Origin of the sequence: Actinomadura sp. NPDC047616 (genome assembly GCF_040642915.1) — a bacterium.
GTDB classification, from domain to species: domain Bacteria; phylum Actinomycetota; class Actinomycetes; order Streptosporangiales; family Streptosporangiaceae; genus Spirillospora; species Spirillospora miaoliensis.
On record NZ_JBEYTB010000005.1, the window covers coordinates 369,703 to 385,360 of the forward strand.

20 protein-coding genes and 1 riboswitch are annotated in these 15,658 nt (G+C 73.5%); of the genes, 5 read left to right on the forward strand and 15 right to left on the reverse strand.

Annotation, left to right across the window (positions count from 1 at the left end; all coding sequences use genetic code 11):
• Positions 1 to 30: 30 nt before the first annotated feature.
• Positions 31 to 210 carry a hypothetical protein gene (locus tag ABZ801_RS15220; RefSeq protein WP_360697920.1) on the reverse strand — a complete coding sequence of 60 codons (180 nt, stop codon included), beginning with the start codon at positions 208 to 210 and terminating at the stop codon, positions 31 to 33.
• Positions 211 to 289: 79 nt separating this feature from the next.
• Positions 290 to 706: an Hsp20/alpha crystallin family protein gene (locus tag ABZ801_RS15225; protein ID WP_344958370.1), complete on the reverse strand. Its 417-nt coding sequence runs from the start codon at positions 704 to 706 to the stop codon at positions 290 to 292.
• Positions 707 to 892: 186 nt separating this feature from the next.
• Positions 893 to 1,050, reverse strand: a riboswitch (TPP riboswitch).
• Between the two features lie 215 nt (positions 1,051 to 1,265).
• Between ABZ801_RS15225 and ABZ801_RS15230 the strand changes: the two genes are divergently transcribed.
• The 5 genes from ABZ801_RS15230 to hypF are packed head-to-tail and all read left to right on the forward strand — an operon-like array spanning position 1,266 to position 5,453.
• Positions 1,266 to 1,646, forward strand: coding sequence for a helix-turn-helix transcriptional regulator (locus ABZ801_RS15230; protein ID WP_360697923.1), 381 nt, complete (start codon positions 1,266 to 1,268; stop codon positions 1,644 to 1,646).
• A 19-nt stretch (positions 1,647 to 1,665) separates the two neighbouring features.
• Positions 1,666 to 2,280: an SIS domain-containing protein gene (locus ABZ801_RS15235; protein ID WP_360697926.1), complete on the forward strand. Its 615-nt coding sequence runs from the start codon at positions 1,666 to 1,668 to the stop codon at positions 2,278 to 2,280.
• Positions 2,270 to 2,497: a HypC/HybG/HupF family hydrogenase formation chaperone gene (locus ABZ801_RS15240; RefSeq protein WP_344958376.1), complete on the forward strand. Its 228-nt coding sequence runs from the start codon at positions 2,270 to 2,272 to the stop codon at positions 2,495 to 2,497. The genes ABZ801_RS15235 and ABZ801_RS15240 overlap by 11 nt, the downstream gene beginning before the upstream one ends.
• Positions 2,494 to 3,159: an SIS domain-containing protein gene (locus ABZ801_RS15245; protein WP_360697929.1), complete on the forward strand. Its 666-nt coding sequence runs from the start codon at positions 2,494 to 2,496 to the stop codon at positions 3,157 to 3,159. The genes ABZ801_RS15240 and ABZ801_RS15245 overlap by 4 nt, the downstream gene beginning before the upstream one ends.
• Entirely contained in the window at positions 3,156 to 5,453 is a 2,298-nt protein-coding gene (gene hypF / locus ABZ801_RS15250) for a carbamoyltransferase HypF (protein ID WP_360697932.1), read from the forward strand. The genes ABZ801_RS15245 and hypF overlap by 4 nt, the downstream gene beginning before the upstream one ends.
• Before the next feature lie 24 nt (positions 5,454 to 5,477).
• On the opposite strand, the gene hypE is transcribed toward hypF, so the two are convergent.
• From hypE to ABZ801_RS15315, 13 genes are all read right to left on the reverse strand, one after another.
• A complete protein-coding gene (hypE, locus tag ABZ801_RS15255) occupies positions 5,478 to 6,575 on the reverse strand; it encodes a hydrogenase expression/formation protein HypE (protein ID WP_360697935.1) in 1,098 nt (365 codons plus the stop codon).
• Positions 6,572 to 7,699 carry a hydrogenase formation protein HypD gene (hypD, locus tag ABZ801_RS15260; protein ID WP_360697938.1) on the reverse strand — a complete coding sequence of 376 codons (1,128 nt, stop codon included), beginning with the start codon at positions 7,697 to 7,699 and terminating at the stop codon, positions 6,572 to 6,574. Before hypD ends, hypE begins: the two co-directional genes overlap by 4 nt.
• Positions 7,700 to 7,787: 88 nt before the next feature.
• Positions 7,788 to 8,060: a HypC/HybG/HupF family hydrogenase formation chaperone gene (locus tag ABZ801_RS15265; protein WP_344958386.1), complete on the reverse strand. Its 273-nt coding sequence runs from the start codon at positions 8,058 to 8,060 to the stop codon at positions 7,788 to 7,790.
• A gap of 15 nt (positions 8,061 to 8,075) precedes the next feature.
• The gene (locus tag ABZ801_RS15270; protein WP_344958388.1) at positions 8,076 to 8,228 is read right to left on the reverse strand and encodes a hypothetical protein; all 153 of its coding nucleotides are present in this window, start codon (positions 8,226 to 8,228) and stop codon (positions 8,076 to 8,078) included.
• A gap of 60 nt (positions 8,229 to 8,288) precedes the next feature.
• Entirely contained in the window at positions 8,289 to 8,498 is a 210-nt protein-coding gene (locus ABZ801_RS15275; protein WP_344958390.1) for a hypothetical protein, read from the reverse strand.
• 15 nt (positions 8,499 to 8,513) lie between these two features.
• On the reverse strand, positions 8,514 to 9,143 hold the full coding sequence (locus ABZ801_RS15280) for a DUF5947 family protein (RefSeq protein WP_360697943.1): 630 nt from the start codon (positions 9,141 to 9,143) through the stop codon (positions 8,514 to 8,516).
• The gene (locus ABZ801_RS15285) at positions 9,140 to 9,799 is read right to left on the reverse strand and encodes a NifU family protein (protein WP_344958394.1); all 660 of its coding nucleotides are present in this window, start codon (positions 9,797 to 9,799) and stop codon (positions 9,140 to 9,142) included. Before ABZ801_RS15285 ends, ABZ801_RS15280 begins: the two co-directional genes overlap by 4 nt.
• Positions 9,792 to 11,585, reverse strand: coding sequence for a nickel-dependent hydrogenase large subunit (locus ABZ801_RS15290; protein WP_344958396.1), 1,794 nt, complete (start codon positions 11,583 to 11,585; stop codon positions 9,792 to 9,794). The genes ABZ801_RS15285 and ABZ801_RS15290 overlap by 8 nt, the downstream gene beginning before the upstream one ends.
• A 62-nt stretch (positions 11,586 to 11,647) precedes the next feature.
• The gene (locus tag ABZ801_RS15295) at positions 11,648 to 12,709 is read right to left on the reverse strand and encodes a hydrogenase expression protein HypE (protein WP_360697946.1); all 1,062 of its coding nucleotides are present in this window, start codon (positions 12,707 to 12,709) and stop codon (positions 11,648 to 11,650) included.
• Positions 12,706 to 13,248: a hemerythrin domain-containing protein gene (locus ABZ801_RS15300; protein ID WP_344958400.1), complete on the reverse strand. Its 543-nt coding sequence runs from the start codon at positions 13,246 to 13,248 to the stop codon at positions 12,706 to 12,708. The genes ABZ801_RS15295 and ABZ801_RS15300 overlap by 4 nt, the downstream gene beginning before the upstream one ends.
• Entirely contained in the window at positions 13,248 to 13,604 is a 357-nt protein-coding gene (locus ABZ801_RS15305) for a hydrogenase maturation nickel metallochaperone HypA (RefSeq protein ID WP_360697949.1), read from the reverse strand. Before ABZ801_RS15305 ends, ABZ801_RS15300 begins: the two co-directional genes overlap by 1 nt.
• A complete protein-coding gene (locus ABZ801_RS15310; protein WP_360697952.1) occupies positions 13,597 to 14,145 on the reverse strand; it encodes a hydrogenase maturation protease in 549 nt (182 codons plus the stop codon). The genes ABZ801_RS15305 and ABZ801_RS15310 overlap by 8 nt, the downstream gene beginning before the upstream one ends.
• Entirely contained in the window at positions 14,142 to 15,572 is a 1,431-nt protein-coding gene (locus ABZ801_RS15315; RefSeq protein WP_360697955.1) for a hypothetical protein, read from the reverse strand. Before ABZ801_RS15315 ends, ABZ801_RS15310 begins: the two co-directional genes overlap by 4 nt.
• Positions 15,573 to 15,658 lie beyond the last annotated feature (86 nt).

Consider the following 15,658-nt stretch of genomic DNA (forward strand, 5'->3'; position numbering starts at 1 on the left):
CTCCGTTGCGGAGCACGGCGGCCCCGCTCTTCAGCGGCGTCGTCTCCGGCCGCGGCGGATGGCGGAGACCATGACCGCGATCACGGTGACGGCCAGGACGGTGATGCCGATGGCCGCGGCCCACCGGCCGTAGTGGGGCAGACGCAGCGCGCCGGCGCAGGCGACCAGGAGAACCCCGGCCGCCGTGTCACCGGCGCGAAGGTTCGGCATCGTGCCGCCGGACGCGGAGGGGCATCTGGCCGTGATGCCCCTCCGGTGGCTCCCGTCCGGGGGGCGGGCGGCAGCGCGGTCACTTCTGGATCGCGATCCGCTTGGCCTCGTGCTCGGCGGCCTTGGGCAGCGGCACGCGGACGGTGAGGATGCCCTGGTCGTAGGACGCCTTGATGGCCTCGGTGTCGGTGTCCGCCGGCAGGGTGAAGGAGCGCGTGAAGGTTCCGTAGCGGAACTCCGACCGGTGCGCCTCCTTCTTCTCCTCGTGACGTTCGGCGTGGACGCGCAGCATGCCGCTCTCGGCCGTGATCTCCACGTCCCTGTCGGGGTCGATGCCGGGCAGCTCGCACCGGATGACGTAGTCGTCGCCGTCGATGTAGTCCTCGACCCGCATGGTCTGCCCCATGCCCGCACGCAACATCGCGAACGGCGACTCCATCCAGTCGAACAGCTCGGGGAACAGGCTGCGCGGTTCCCTGTGCTCGAGTGCACCCATGACGCCTCCTTCGGCAGAGGTCTTCCGCGATCGCCCCCGGCGGCGGCCGGTCCGCAGGGCGGCCGCTCCTGGTACCGGAGGGGGTGCCCTCCGCGCCGGTCGTCAGTCATCGAGGAGGCCGTCACTCCGGCCGGGGCGGCCGTCAGATCGCTCGCCGTGGGGGCGCGTACGCCTGCGCACATCAGAAGACCTGTGAGGCGCTCTCCCTGCGCCGGCATTGTCCGGTTCAGGTTCAAGGGGTCGCCGCACCACTTGACGTGGTTACGGCCTCTCAGCCTTTCCATTGACTCTCCGTTGGATTTCTCCTTCAGAGAACCTCTGGTCCAGCTCCCTCGCTCGTCTCACAGGCCTGTATCCAATATCGCGCGGCCGGTGATCCGGCACCAGGGGGCGGCGGGCGTTTTTACGGGAAGTGGAGGCACTCTTTGCCGAATTTCGCGTATGCGGTACTTCGCCGCCTGCACCGAAAAAAGGGATGACGCTGAGATAGCGGCCCTGGACGGGGGGTAAAGCGTCAGCGACCCGGGGCCGGCGAGGTGGCAGGGGGAGGAGAGCGGTGGTGGACGGCAGCGAGACGCGTGGTCTGCTCCACCCCTTCCTGCTGCTGCTGATCTGCGAGCAGCCGGGGCACGGCTACGAGCTCATCGACCGGCTCGGCTGCCTGGGCGTGTCCGGGGTGGAGCCCGGTCACGCCTACCGGGTGCTGCGCAACCTCGAGCGTGAACGGCTGGTGGTGTCCACCTGGATCACCTCCGACGCGGGGCCCGCCCGTCGCCGCTACGAGCTGACCCGTGAGGGGCACGCCGACCTGGAGGCGTGGATGGCCCGTCTGGCGCGGCTGCGCGAGGTGCTCGACTCCTGCCTCCTCCGGTGGAGCAGGGCGGACCGGGCGCCGTCCGGGTCGCCTAACGGGCGGCGCGGGTCGTACACGGTCTCGTGAGCGGGAAGGGAGCATGCGAATGGCCGAGGGACGGCCGGTGGCGTCCGCGGTCCGGGCCCCGTTCGAGCGCCGGGCCGAACCCGGCCGGGCGCTGGCCGAGCAGGCCGACCACGTGGCGCGCGCGTGCCGGGACATGGCAGGACGCTTCCGCGACGGCGGCAAGCTGATCGTGTTCGGGAGCGGCGGCGCGTCGACCGACGCCCAGCACATCGCCGTGGAGTTCGTCCATCCGGTCATCGTGGGCAAACGGGCGCTGCCCGCGGTGTCGCTGACCGACGACGCCGCCGCCCTGACGGGGATCGCGGCGGCCGAGGGGCTGGGCGCGGTGTTCGCCGCGCAGGTGCGGCTGCTGGGCGGCCCGCGGGACATCGCGCTCGGCCTGTCGGGGGACGGCCGGTGTCCCGAGGTGTTGCGCGGGCTGCGGGCCGCCCGCGGCCTCGGCATGCTGACGGTCGCGCTGGCCGGCGCCGGCGGGGGAGACGTCGCGGCGGCGGCCGACCATCCGCTGGTGACCCCCTGCGACGACCCCTGTGTGGTGAAGGAGATGCACGTCACCATGTACCACCTGCTCTGGGAACTGGTGCACGTCTTCCTGGAGCATCCGGCGGCGCTGGAGCGCGGCGATGAGCGGTGACGCCGACGGGCCGCGGTGCCACGACGAGGTCTGCGTGACCTGTTCCGACAGCGCCGTCCCCGTCAGGATCCGCGAGCTGCTGGGCGACGGCCTCGCCGTCGTCGACACCGACGCCGGGCCGGAGGAGATCAGCGTGGCGCTGGTCGACGCCGGGCCGGGGGACGTCGTTCTGGTCCACGCCAAGGAGGCCATCGCCGTCGTGGAGGACGCGCCATGACCGTGCCGGACGACACCGGGATGGAGACGCTCTACCCCTTCCTGTACTCGGGCGGCGCCCGCGCCGGCGCCCTCCTGGCGGAGGCGGGCCGCTCGGCCAGGGAGAAGGCCGCCGAGATCGCCGAGCTGCGCGGCTCCCTGGCCGAGCGGCACGGCGCGGCGCTGCTGCGTTGCGCGCGCCGGCTGGCGGAGGCGTTCGAGGCGGGCGGCAGGCTGCTGACGTTCGGCAACGGCGGCAGCAGCACCGACGCGCAGGCGGTCGCGCGGCTGTTCGTGTGCCCGCCGGCGCCCGCGCGGCCGCTGCCCGCGATCTCGCTGCCCCACGACGTGGCGACGCTGACGGCGCTGTCGAACGACGTCGGGTTCGAGGTCGTCTTCGCGCGCCGGCTCGCCGCCCTGGGACGGCGCGGCGACATCGCCCTGGGCCTGTCGACCAGCGGCGGCTCGCGCAACCTGCTGCGCGCCTTCGACGAGGCCGCCGGGCGCGGCATGGTGACGGTCGGTTTCGCCGGGTACGACGGGGGCGCGATGGCCGAGGCCGGGACCGTCGAGCACCTGTTCGTCGTGCCGTCGTCGTCGGTGCACCGCATCCAGGAGGCCCAGACCACCCTCTACCAGGTCCTCTGGGAGCTGACCCGGCGGGCGCTGGACGGTGACCTGTGACCTCGGCCGCCGGGCCGGTGCCGCGCACGCGGATCCGGATCCGCGTCGAGGGGATCGTGCAGGGGGTCGGGTTCCGGCCGTTCGTGCACGGACTGGCCGGCGAGCACGGCATCGCGGGTTTCGTCGGCAACGACGCGGCCGGCGTGTTCGCCGAGGCCGAGGGAGCGCCCTCGGCGCTGGCGCGGTTCGTGGCCGACCTGGAGCGGCGGGCGCCGCCCCTGGCACGGGTCGAACGGGTCGTCACCGAGCCGCGCGAACCGCGCGGGGAGCGCGGGTTCCGCATCGTGGCCAGCGTCGACGGCGCCGCCCGGCAGGCGCTGGTGCCGCCCGACGCGGCGACGTGCGGCGCATGCGTCCGCGAGATCTTCGACCCGTCCGCGCGGCGCCACCGCTACGCGTTCACCAACTGCACGAACTGCGGGCCGAGGTTCACGATCGTCACGGACGTGCCGTACGACCGGGGCAACACCACCATGGCCGCGTTCCCCATGTGCGGCGACTGCGCGGAGGAGTACGGCGACCCGCGCGACCGCCGGTTCCACGCCCAGCCGGTGTGCTGCCCGTCGTGCGGCCCCGCGCTCCGGCTCCTCGGGCCGGACGGCCGGACGGCGACGCGGGCGGACCCTCTCGAGACCGCCGCGCGCTGGCTGCTGCGCGGCCGGATCCTGGCGGTGAAGGGGCTCGGCGGATACCACCTGGCCGCGCTCGCCGGCCACGAGGAGGCGGTGGCGGCCCTGCGCGCCCGCAAACACCGCGAGGACAAGCCGTTCGCGGTGATGGCGCCCGACGTGGCCGCCGCCCGCGCCCTCGTCCACCTGGAACCCGAGGCCGAACGGCTGCTGACCGGCGCCCGCGCCCCGATCGTGCTGGCGCCCCGCCGAGCCGGTGCCGGGGTCGCCGCCGCGGTGGCGCCGGGCAGCCGCCGGCTCGGGGTCATGCTGCCGTACACGCCGCTGCACCATCTGCTGGTGCGGCGGGTCGCCCGCCCCGTCGTGCTGACGAGCGGCAACCGGTCCGACGAGCCGATCGCCCACCGGGACGACGACGCCGTGGCGAGGCTGGCGGGGATCGCCGACGGGTTCCTGCTGCACGACCGGCCGATCCACGTGCGCACCGACGACTCGGTGGTGCGGGTGTTCCGCGGGCGGCCGCTTCCGGTGCGCCGTTCCCGCGGCTACGCGCCGTCGCCGGTGACCGTGCGCGGCCGGTTCCCGCGGCCGGTGCTGGCCTGCGGCGCCGAGCTGAAGAACACCTTCTGCGTGGCCAAGGGCGACCGCGCGTACCTGTCCCACCACATCGGCGACCTGGAGAACTACGAGACGCTGCGCTCCTACGTCGAGGGCATCGCGCATTTCCGCCGGGTGTTCGACGTGCGGCCGGAGGTGGTGGCGCACGACCGGCATCCGGAGTACCTGTCCACCAAGTACGCGCTGGAGCAGGCCGGCGCGGAGCCGGTCGCGGTGCAGCACCACCACGCGCACGTCGCCTCCTGCCTGGCCGACAACGGGGCGTGCGGCCCGGTGATCGGCGTGGCGTTCGACGGGCTCGGCTACGGCGACGACGGCGTGCTGTGGGGCGGTGAACTGCTCGTCGCCGACCTGGCGGAGTACGAGCGGGCCGGGCACCTGGCGGCCGTGCCCCTGCCCGGCGGGGCCGCGGCGGTCCGCGAACCGTGGCGCATGGCCGCCGCCTACCTGGACGCCCTCTACGGCGACGACCTGCCCGACCTGGACGTGGTCCGGCGGCACCGCGACCGCTGGGCGGCGGTCACCGGCATGGCGCGCACGGGGACCAACGCCCCGCTCACCACGAGCGCCGGCCGGCTGTTCGACGCGGTGTCGGCCCTCGCGGGCGTGCGCGACGCGGTCACCTACGAGGGGCAGGCCGCCGTCGAACTGGAGCAGCGGGTGTACCTCGGGGAGCACGGCGCCTACCGGGCCGGGCTGGCCGAGCGGCCGGAGCTGGTGATCTCCGGCCACGACCTGGTGCGGGCCGTGGTCGACGACCTGGCGGCGGGGACCGACGCCGGGCGCGTCGCCGCCCGCTTCCACAACGGCCTGGCGCGCGCCGTCGTCGACGCGGCCGACGTGCTGCGGCAGCGGACCGGTCTCGGCACGGTCGCCCTGTCCGGCGGGGTCTTCCAGAACCTGGTGCTGCTCGACCGGGTGGTGTCCGGCCTGGAGAAGGCGGGGTTCGCGGTGCTCGTCCACTCCCGCGTGCCGCCCAACGACGGCGGGATCTCCCTCGGCCAGGCGGTCGTGGCCGCCGCCCGTGACCGCCGCGCGCCACCGTGACCGCCCTGATCAGCGGGCAGACCGCTAGCAGATGCGCGGCAGCGGGTCGCCGACGAGCATGTCGACGATCCGGGTCCCGCCGATGGACGTCTCGAGCAGCACCAGACCGGCCGGCTCGTCCTCGACGCGCCCCACCAGCGCCGCGCCCGCGCCGAGGGGATGCGCCCGCAGCGCGTCCAGGGCGGTGTCGGCGCGGTCGCCGTCGACCACGGCGACGAACCGGCCCTCGCACGCCACGTACAGCGGGTCGATGCCCAGCAGCTCGCACGCGCCGTTCACCACCGGCCGCACCGGCAGCGCCGGCTCCCGCATGACGATCGCCGCGCCGGCCGCCCGCGCCACCTCGTTGAGGACCGTGGCGACCCCGCCCCGGGTGGCGTCGCGCAGCATCCGGACCCCGCCGGGCACCGCGTCCAGCAGCGCCGCGACCGCGCCGTGCAGCGCGGCCGTGTCGGACGCCAGCTCCGCCTCGATCTCCAGCTCCCCCCGCGCGACCATGATCGTGACACCGTGCTCGCCGATCGGGCCGGACACCAGCACGGCGTCGCCGGGCCGCACCGCCGAGGCGCCCAGCGCCACGTCCCGGTCGAGCACGCCGACGCCCGCGGTGGTCACGTAGCAGCCGTCCGCCTTGCCGCGTTCGACCACCTTGGTGTCGCCTGTGACGACGGCGACGCCCGCGCGTTCGGCCGCCGCCGCCATCGACGCGACGATCCGCCGCAGGTCGTCGACGGCGAACCCCTCCTCCAGGATGAAGCCCGCCGACAGGTACAGCGGCCGCGCCCCGCACATCGCCAGGTCGTTGACGGTCCCGTTCACCGCCAGGTCGCCGATGTCGCCGCCGGGGAAGAACAGCGGCGACACCACGAACGAGTCGGTGGTGAAGGCGAGCCGCCCGCCGTCGACGGACAGCACGGCGCCGTCGCCCAGCGCCTCCAGCGCCGGGTTGCGGAAGTGCTCCAGGAACAGCGCCTCCACCAGCGTCTGCGTCGCCTTGCCGCCCGCGCCGTGGGCCAGCGTGATGTTCTTCTCCCGCACCCGGGGGCGGTGCCGCCGCGCACGCTCGATGCGTTCGAGCACCTGCTGCTCCTGCGACAGGTGGCCCGTGCCCGGCTCGCTCATGTGGAGGACACCTCCCGCGCGCGCCGCCGCGTGAACCGCCCGAAGTTGTAGTACGCGGCGCAGGCCCCCTCCGACGACACCATGCAGGTGCCGATCGGCGTCTCGGGCGTGCACGCGGTGCCGAACACCTTGCACTCCCACGGTTTGAGCACGCCCTTGAGCACCTCGCCGCACTGGCACGCCTTCGGATCGGCCACCCGCACGCCCGGCACCTCGAAGATCCGCTCGGCGTCGTGCGCGGCGTAGGCGTCGCGGACGCGCAGCGCGGACTGGGAGATGAAGCCCAGGCCGCGCCACTCGAAGTACGGCCGCGGCTCCATCACCTCGCCGATCGCGCGCAGCGCGCGGGGATTGCCGTTCCACGGGACGACCCGGCCGTACTGGTTCTCCACCTCGGCCCGTCCCTCGGCGAGCTGCTCCAGCAGCATGGCGACCGACTGCAGCACGTCCAGCGGCTCGAAGCCCGCGCACACCAGCGGCTTGCCGTGCTCGCGGGCGATGAACTCGTACGGTCGGCAGCCGATGACCGTGGAGACGTGCCCGGGGCCGATGAAGCCGTCCAGCCGCAGGTCCGGGGAGTCCAGGATCGCCTTGATCGCCGGGATGATCGTCACGTGGTTGCAGAAGACCGAGAAGTTGGTCACGCCCTCGCGGGCCGCGCGCAGCACGGTCATCGCCGTGGACGGCGCCGTGGTCTCGAACCCGACGGCCAGGAACACCACGCGCCGGTCGGGATGGCGCCGGGCGAGGGACAGCGCGTCCAGCGGCGAGTACACCATGCGGATGTCGGCGCCCTCGGCCTTGGCGTCCAGGAACGAGCCCCGCCCGCCCGGCACCCGCATCATGTCGCCGAACGACGTCATGATCACGTCGGGGTGCCGGGCGATGGCGATGGCGTCGTCCACCCGGCCCATGGGGATCACGCAGACCGGGCATCCCGGGCCGTGCACCAGCGTGACGTTCTCCGGAAGGTGGTCCTCCAGGCCGTGCCGGTAGATGGTGTGCGTGTGGCCGCCGCACACCTCCATGAACTTGTACCGCCGTCCCGGCTCGCACAGCGCGGCGATCCGCGCGGCCACCGCCCGTGCCTTGCCCGCGTCGCGGTACTCGTCGACGAACCGCATGTCGTCAGCCGCCTTGTCGTCGGAGTCGCAACCCTCGGCGCCCTCGGATGGCCTCGGCCGCCCGCGGGCGCCGTCGGGTTCTCAGGTGTCAGGTGATGTCGGACTCGGTGAGCGCCGCCACCTCGTCGGCGTAGGCCTGGCCGAGCCCGTCGAGCAGGGCCAGCGTCGCCGCCGCCTCGGCCTCGTCGATCTTCGACATGGCGAAGCCGACGTGCACGAGCACCCAGTCGCCGGGGCGCACCTCGCCCTCGCCCAGCAGCCCGATGTTGATGGCGCGGCGGACGCCCGCCACCTCGACCCGGGCCAGGTCGGTCCGGTCCGGCAGGATCTCGACGATCTCACCGGGGATGCCGAGACACATCCGCCGCCCCTCCGCTCACATCCGCTCGATCTTGTAGTAGCGCCGCATCGCCGGGAACTCCTTCCACAGCAGCGCGAGCAGCCCGATGCCGCCCAGGGCGGCCAGCCACGTCCACCGCCGCCCCGTCTCCCTTCCGCCCCGTCGCCGTCGTTCGTGGCGTCGCCGCATGGCCCTGCTCCCTCCTCGTCCGCGGGCGCCCGCGCGCCCGCCTCGCCCCCGCATTCCGCCTCACCCCGGCGGCAGGTTCGGCATGATCGGCAGGATCGGCTGGTGCTTCTTGGGGTTCACCCCGGTCGAGCGCCGCGCGTCGGCGGTGCCGTCCAGGTAGTGCCCCATCTGCCTCTTCAGGGCGCCCTTCTTGTTGCCCTGGTGCACCCCCTTGGTGTGCGAGGGGGTGTCGGGCTTGACGTCCGGTTTGCCGACCCGGATCTCTGCCATCGTCGTCGCCTCCTCTCAGCTCGCCGCGGCTCGATGGCGGTGTGCGCCGCGGGTTCCGCCGCGCTCGCCGAGCCCGGCGAAGAACCGGTCGATCTCCGGCCAGACCTCCCGTCCTCCCGACAGCCCCTTCCAGGAGCCGCGGACGACGGCCACCAGCCGGTAGCACTCGTCGATGGGGACCAGCCACTGCTCGTCGGCGCCCCGCACGGTGTTGACCAGCAGCGCCTCCACGGCGGGACGCAACGACCGCAAAGGCTCGCACGCCTCGACGACCCGTTCCCACCTGGCGGGGTCCACCTCGCATCGGGTGGCGCCCGCCGGGCTCGGGTAGTGCGCGAGGACGACGCCGTCCGGCCCGCGGACGAAGAACGCCAGCCCCACCGGGACGCCCAGCTCGGCCGCCGGCACTCCGCTCAGCCGGACCCGCCGGTCGGGCACCAGCCGGTAGTGGCCGCGGCCCGCCGCCTCGCGCTCGAACAGCAGCCCGCACGCCCGGCACGCGCACAGCAGGTTCCCCTGCCGTTCGTCGAGCAGATGGGCGTGCGCGTCGGGGATGTCGACGCCGCACAGGTCGCAGCGCTCGCCGGGCTCCCGGCCGAGGCCGTCCGCCCGCCTGATGACCCGCTGGAGCGCACCGGCCGTCATGTCGCCCCCTCGCCGGGAGCGCGGCGGGTGCGCAGCAGCGCCTCGACGGGCACGAACGCCGCCGGCGCCCCGGCCCGCCCGCCGCCGGCGGAGCCGTTCGGGGCTGAGTCGTCCGGGCCGGAAGGGACCTGCTCGACCGCGGACAGCTCCGGAACCGCCGCCAGCACGACGTCCTTGACGGCCGTCTCCAGCGTCCGCGCGGACGAGGCGCACGACCCGCAGCCGCCCGTCAGGCGCACCCGGGCCACATCGCCGTCGATACCGCTCAGCTCGACGTCCCCGCCGTGCGACCGCAGGTAGGGCCGCACCTCCTCCAGCGCCCCCCGCACCCGCTCCTCGACGGTCGCCGGATGCAGGCCGTGCAGGGCGAGCAGGTGGCCGACCAGCTCGTCGGCCGTGAGCGCGGCGGCCGGTTCGGGTCCCGTGCGGTCCATGACGCGGGCGAGCGCCTCGCCGTACACCTCGGTGAGCACGGCGACGGCGTCGAGCGCCGTCTCGGCGGTCGGCCCCGGCGTCTGCTCCAGGCGGGCCAGGAGCCGCTCCAGCAGCGTCAGGCGCTCGGCGACCGCCGTGTCGCCGAGCCGCCGCGGACCGCCGCCCGCGGGAGCCGCGGCCGGCGGACGCGGCTCCCGTTCGGCGGCGTGCGGCTCAACCATGGGCGGCACCGAACATCGGCGAGTGCAGTTTGCGCACCTCGCGACCCTTGCCGAGGTACATGTGCACGCCGCAGGGCAGGCACGGGTCGAAGCTGCGCACCGTCCGCATGATGTCGACGCCCTTGAACTCCTCCGGCCCGTTCTCCTCGAAGATCGGCGTGCCCTGGACGGCGTCCTCGTACGGGCCGGGCGTGCCGAAGCTGTCGCGCGGGCTGGCGTTCCACGGTGTCGGCGGGTACGGGTGGTAGTTGGCGATCTTGCCGTTGCGGATCACCATGTGGTGGGACAGCACGCCCCGCACCGCCTCGTGGAAGCCGCAGCCGATCGCCTCGTCGGGCACGTCGAAGTCCTGGAAGACCCTGGTGTCGCCCGAGCGGACCAGCTGCAGCCCCTGCTCGATGAAGTGCATCGCCATCGCCGCCGCGTACGCCACGAAGTAGACCCGGGCCCGGTCGCGCTCCAGCGTGTTGGACCACTGCGGGATGCGCCACTCCAGCGTCTGCTCCGGCAGCTTGTCGCCCTTGGGCAGCATGATCTGCACGCTGGAGCCGGTCGCCTTGACGTAGGGAGTGTCGACGAGATTGGACAGCGCTGTCACGTACAGCCGGGCGAAGGGACCGCCGCCGGTGTCGAGCGCGAGGTGCCGCCCGCTGCCCGGGTCCAGCCAGCGCGGGCTCATCACCCAGCTGTACTTGTCCTCGAAGTTCCGCTTCTGCGGCACGGGAAGCGTGGTCTGGTTCCACGGGTGCCGCATGTCGACCGGGTTGCCGAGCGGGTCGTGGGTGACGAACGGCTCCTCGTTCACCCAGTCGTCGTAGTAGGAGCTGCCCAGCAGGATGCGCATGCCGAGGTTGATGTCCACCAGGTCGTTGGTCAGCAGCGCGCCGTCCACCACGATGCCCGGGGTGACGAACATCGCCTTCCCCCAGCGGTTCATCGTCTCGTAGCGGTAGTCGGTGACGTTGGGATTCTGGAAGGCGCCCCAGCACCCCAGCAGGATCCGGCGGCGGCCGACCTCCTCGTAGCCCGGCAGGGCCTCGTAGAAGAAGTCGAAGACGTCGTCGTTCATCGTGACGGACCGCTTGACGAAGTCGACGACGCGGATGAGGCGGCTGAGGTAGTCGGTGAACAGCGTCGGCTCCGGCATCGTGCCCACGCCGCCGGGATAGACCGTCGAGGGGTGCACGTGCCGCCCCTCCATGAGGCAGAACATCTCGCGGGTGACGCGGCTGACCCGCAGCGCCTCCTGGTAGAACTCGCCCTCGAACGGATTGAACGCCTCCATGATGTCGGCGATCGTCCGGTAGCCGTGCAGCTCCGCGTGCGGCGCCTCGGTGCTGCGCGCCCTGGCCAGCAGGCCGGGGTTGGTCTCCTTGACCATGGCCTCGCAGAAGTCGACGAAGACCATGTTGTCCTGGAACAGGGTGTGGTCGAACATGTACTCGGCGGCCTCGCCGAGGTTGATGATCCACTCGGCCAGCGGCGGGTTCTGGATGCCGTACGCCATGTTCTGCGCGTACACCGAGCAGGTGGTGTGGTTGTCCCCGCAGATGCCGCAGATCCGGCTGGTGATGAACCCGGCGTCGCGCGGGTCCTTGCCCTTCATGAACACCGAGTAGCCGCGGAACAGCGACGAGGTGCTGTGGCACTCCACGACCTGCCGGTTCGCGAAGTCGATCTTGGTGTAGATGCCGAGGTTGCCGATGATCCGGGTGATCGGGTCCCACGCCATCTCGACGAGCTGGCCGGGTTCGGCGGGTGCGGGTCTGCGCTCCGTCGTGGTCATCCGCCCGATTCCTTTCGTCCCGTTCCGCTGGTGCCGTCCGCCGGTGCCGTCCGCGCCGCCGGCTAGGGCCGGTAGCGCGGGTCGTAGCCGCTGGTGAGCACGTCACGGTTGTGGTGCCACTTGGGTTCCCTGTTCGCCGTGCGGTTGGTGAGCGCGCGCAGGCGGCGGATGACCGCCCCGTACGGCTTGATCATCATCGAGGAGAGGCTGCCGCCCGGCGGCTGGTCCATGAACGGCATGAACTTGTCCGGGAAGCCGGGCATGGTGCAGGCGATGCAGATGCCGCCCACGTTCGGGCAGCCGCCCAGGCCGCCCATCCAGCCCCGCTTGGGCACGTTGCAGTTGACGACCGGCCCCCAGCAGCCCACCTTCACCTGGCACTTGGGGGAGTTGTAGTCCTTGGCGAAGTCGGCCTGCTCGTAGTACGCGGCGCGGTCACAGCCCTCGTGGACCGTCTTGCCGAACAGCCACTGCGGCCGCAGCATCGAGTCCAGCGGCGGCGGGGGCGCGGAGCCGGCCGCGTGGTACAGCACCCACGTCAGCGTCTCCATGAAGTTCTCCGGCTGGATGGGGCACCCGGGGACGTTGACGATCGGCAGCGCCCCGGCCGACCGGAAGTCCCACCCGAGATAGTCGGCCAGCCCCATGCAGCCGGTCGGGTTGCCCGCCATGGCGTGGATGCCGCCGTAGGTGGCGCAGGTGCCCGCGGCCACCACCGCCCACGCCCGCGGCGCGAGCATGTCGATCCACTGGTTGAGGGTCATCGGCTCGCCCGTCTCGGGGTCGTTGCCGAACGAGGTCCAGTAGCCGTCGCCGTTGATGTTCTCGTTCGGGATGGACCCCTCGATGACGAGGATGAACGGGTCCAGATCGCCGCGCGCGGCCGCGCGGAACGGAGCGAGGAACTGCTCGCCGCCGACGGCGGGCGACAGCACCTTGTTGTGCAGGTTCACCTTGGGCAGCCCCGGGATGCGGCCGTTCACCACGTCCTCGATCGCGGGCTGGGCCGAGGCGGTCATCGAGACGGTGTCCCCGTCGCAGCTCATCCCCTCGGAGATCCACAGAATCGTGATCTCGTCGAACCCCTCACGGGTGGGGGCGGTCGCCTCCTGTGCCTGGGTCATGTGCGTGGCCTCCCCTGGATCCGGTCGCGGACACGGTCGTAGACGGCGGCCACCGGGGCCGCCAGCGCCAGCGCGGGCGGCCGGTCGGGGGCGGCCGGGTGCGGACGCGTGGGCGCGCGCTCCTTGGCACGCCGGATGTCCTCGCCGAGCGTGCGCAGGGCCTCCGCGCCGGCCCGGGCGCGGACCCTGGGCATGAGGTCGCCCTCCTCCTCGCGGATGTGCTCGGCGAGCTCCCTGCGCAGGCCCGCCACCAGCCGGCCGGTGCGCTCGTCGCCCTCGGGCAGCCGGTCCAGTTCGGCCAGCAGGCGTTTGACGGTCATGTGCTCCTGGAGGTGGCGGTCGATCTCCTCGTCCGCGTCCAGCAGCCGGCCGGCGAACGGGTAGAACAGCAGCTCCTCGACCGCGGCGTGCTTGGACAGCTCGCGCACCAGGATCTGCACCACGGCCCGCCGCTGCCGCTCCGAGGCGGCGGCGTGGTAGTCGCGGAACAGCTGCTCGACCATCCGGTGGTCGTGGGTGAGCAGGTCGATGGCGTCCATCAGGCACCCTCCCGGACGGGACCGTCCATGGTGATCGACTCCAGCACGACGTCGTCGTGCCCGGCGACCTCGACGTCGACCCCGCCGCAGCGGGGGCAGGCGACCAGGCAGGCCGCGTCGGCGACCGGCGACTCGGCGCCGCAGCCGCCGCAGCGCGCCGTCAGCGGCACCACCACCAGGTCCAGGGCGGCGTCCTGCGCGACCGTCCCCGCCGCCGCCATCCGGAAGCCCTGCTCCACGACGCCCGGGTCGACGGCGTGCCCGCCGACGCGCACGCGCACGCCGCGCACCCGCCGCCCGCCGGCCCGGCGCACCGCCGCCTCGACGATCGCCTCGCACATCCCCATCTCATGCATCCGCCCGCACCCCTTCCCCGGTCGTGTCCGGCCGCGCCGCCTCCGCGCGGGCCGCCTCCTCGCGGGCCACCGCCGTGACCAGGCGGACCGCCTCCGGCACGGCGTCGGCGACGGGCCGCGACAGCCCCATGCGCTCGTCGACGGTCTCGGGCCGGCACCCCACGACCAGCGCGCGGTCCACGGCGCCGCCGAGGTGGCGCAGCAGGCGCAGCACCGTCAGCGGGTCCATGCCGTGCCCGTCGACGACCGGTGCGCCGAGGCCGTCGGCGTCCGCCGCGGCGTCGCCGACGTCGAGGACGGCCAGGGTGCCGGGCGGCCCGTCCAGGGGCACCGCGTCGACCATGATCAGCGTGTCGTGGCGGCCGTCGAGCAGCTCGTAGGCCAGATGCACGCCGCGGATGCCGTAGTCGGCGACGTCCACGGTGGCGGGCAGCTCCGCGGCGTCGACGCGGCGGACCACCTCGACGCCGAAGCCGTCGTCGCCGAGGAACACGTTGCCGATGCCCGCGACGAGAACGCGCCGCGGCCGGTCGGGGCTCATGCGTCCCTCCCCTCGCCGGCCAGCGGCTCGACCTCGTCGGGGCGGAAGTAGCGGAACCGGCCGTACCAGCGGTGCAGGTCCGCGCCGGGGTCGTCCTCGACCGTCACGGCCAGGTGGCGGGCGCCGTCCACGTCCAGCAGCACCGCCTCGACCACGGCGGTCCGGCCCTCCAGGAACGCGTCCTGCGGGTCCGTGCCCTGGCCGCGCGGCCGCAGCCGCACCCGGGAGCCCCTGGACACCGGCACGCCGGACACCATGACGCGGTCGGTCTCCGGGGAGACCGAGTCGTCCGCGCCCGGATCCCACCACGGCGTCGACGGGCGCCCCGTCGTGTCGCCGGACGGGGCGTGGGCGTGCGGGACGGGCCGCCGCGACCGGATCGTGCCGTGCAGCCGCGACTGGACCGCCGGGGGCATCTCCTCGACCTGGTCCAGGATCCGCGCGGCCCGGGGATCGGTCGCCCGCGCCTCCCGTTTCTCGGCGTCGGTCAGGGTGCGCGTGCGCAGCGAGAGGATCTCGTCGATCTCGGTCGCGTCGTGCAGGTCGCCGGGGCTCTCCGGCGCCACGCGCGGGTGGTCGTACAGCAGGATCGGCGACGACAGCACCACGTCACGCCTGCCGGGCTCGCCCGCCAGGACCGGGAAGGTGTGCTGGTTGGTGCATGCGCGGACCGCGTCCGCCGCCCAGGCCGGAGGCTCCAGAAGCGAGACGAACGCGCCGTCCCGCACGGCGAGCAGGACGTGCGAGGCGATCGGCGACACGCGCAGCGCCTCGTCCCGTGCCGCCTCCACCTGGAAGGTGTCGTTGACGTTCTCCACGCGCACCCGGAGGCGGAACAGCGGGGTCCGCGTGCGGCAGGGGACGGCCGACACCGCCAGCAGCGCGGTCACCGGCCACCGCCTGCGCACCACGCGTCCCACCGGGCGGCCCGCGTCGTCGGTCAGCGGCTCGACGTCCTCGCCCTCCTCGGCGTGCAGCGTGAGGCGGTGCTCCTCGGCGAGCAGCTCGCCGACGGAGAAGGCGGCGTCGAACTCCCTGGGGACCGCCTCGTCGAAGCTCAGTTCCGGCCGCGAACCCGCGTCCATGGCGTCGGCGGGCCGGTAGGACCCGTCCGGCAGCAGCCGTTCCACCGACCGGTGCTGAACCTGCAGGAACCGGATCCGGCAGTCGACGACGGCGTCGCCCGCGGCCTCCACCAGGCAGTCGGTCTGCTGCCACCAGGTCTCCGCGGACCCCGCCACGCCCGCGTCGGCCGGGCCGCGCGCCAGCGTCCACGTCCGCGGCGTGAGGACGCCGAACTGCCAGCGCACCCGGTTCTTGATGGACGAACGGCGGTACGGATACAGCAGATAACCCTCGTACAGGATCGCGTCGGCCACCGCCCGCGCGGCCTCGAATCCCGCGGTGGCGGCGCCGGCCTTCCCCATACGATCGTCCTCCGTTGCGCTGGAATTCGCCCGCGGACGGCAGGCGGGGACTTTTCCGGTATAGCAACGACGCTCCGAGGCGGGTA

Excerpts from the sequence above, each read along its gene's own strand:
- ABZ801_RS15225 (WP_344958370.1), bottom strand. The coding sequence starts at position 706 with ATGGGTGCACTCGAGCACAGGGAACCGCGCAGCCTGTTCCCCGAGCTG.
- ABZ801_RS15240 (WP_344958376.1), top strand. The coding sequence starts at position 2,270 with ATGAGCGGTGACGCCGACGGGCCGCGGTGCCACGACGAGGTCTGCGTG.
- ABZ801_RS15310 (WP_360697952.1), bottom strand. The coding sequence starts at position 14,145 with ATGAGCCCCGACCGGCCGCGGCGCGTTCTCGTCGCGGGCATCGGCAAC.
- ABZ801_RS15245 (WP_360697929.1), top strand. The coding sequence starts at position 2,494 with ATGACCGTGCCGGACGACACCGGGATGGAGACGCTCTACCCCTTCCTG.
- ABZ801_RS15280 (WP_360697943.1), bottom strand. The coding sequence starts at position 9,143 with ATGACGGCCGGTGCGCTCCAGCGGGTCATCAGGCGGGCGGACGGCCTC.
- ABZ801_RS15295 (WP_360697946.1), bottom strand. The coding sequence starts at position 12,709 with ATGACCCAGGCACAGGAGGCGACCGCCCCCACCCGTGAGGGGTTCGAC.
- ABZ801_RS15305 (WP_360697949.1), bottom strand. The coding sequence starts at position 13,604 with ATGCATGAGATGGGGATGTGCGAGGCGATCGTCGAGGCGGCGGTGCGC.
- ABZ801_RS15300 (WP_344958400.1), bottom strand. The coding sequence starts at position 13,248 with ATGGACGCCATCGACCTGCTCACCCACGACCACCGGATGGTCGAGCAG.
- ABZ801_RS15290 (WP_344958396.1), bottom strand. The coding sequence starts at position 11,585 with ATGACCACGACGGAGCGCAGACCCGCACCCGCCGAACCCGGCCAGCTC.
- ABZ801_RS15265 (WP_344958386.1), bottom strand. The coding sequence starts at position 8,060 with ATGTGTCTCGGCATCCCCGGTGAGATCGTCGAGATCCTGCCGGACCGG.
- ABZ801_RS15270 (WP_344958388.1), bottom strand. The coding sequence starts at position 8,228 with ATGCGGCGACGCCACGAACGACGGCGACGGGGCGGAAGGGAGACGGGG.
- hypE (WP_360697935.1), bottom strand. The coding sequence starts at position 6,575 with ATGAGCGAGCCGGGCACGGGCCACCTGTCGCAGGAGCAGCAGGTGCTC.
- ABZ801_RS15235 (WP_360697926.1), top strand. The coding sequence starts at position 1,666 with ATGGCCGAGGGACGGCCGGTGGCGTCCGCGGTCCGGGCCCCGTTCGAG.
- ABZ801_RS15285 (WP_344958394.1), bottom strand. The coding sequence starts at position 9,799 with ATGGTTGAGCCGCACGCCGCCGAACGGGAGCCGCGTCCGCCGGCCGCG.
- hypD (WP_360697938.1), bottom strand. The coding sequence starts at position 7,699 with ATGCGGTTCGTCGACGAGTACCGCGACGCGGGCAAGGCACGGGCGGTG.
- ABZ801_RS15315 (WP_360697955.1), bottom strand. The coding sequence starts at position 15,572 with ATGGGGAAGGCCGGCGCCGCCACCGCGGGATTCGAGGCCGCGCGGGCG.
- ABZ801_RS15275 (WP_344958390.1), bottom strand. The coding sequence starts at position 8,498 with ATGGCAGAGATCCGGGTCGGCAAACCGGACGTCAAGCCCGACACCCCC.
- ABZ801_RS15220 (WP_360697920.1), bottom strand. The coding sequence starts at position 210 with ATGCCGAACCTTCGCGCCGGTGACACGGCGGCCGGGGTTCTCCTGGTC.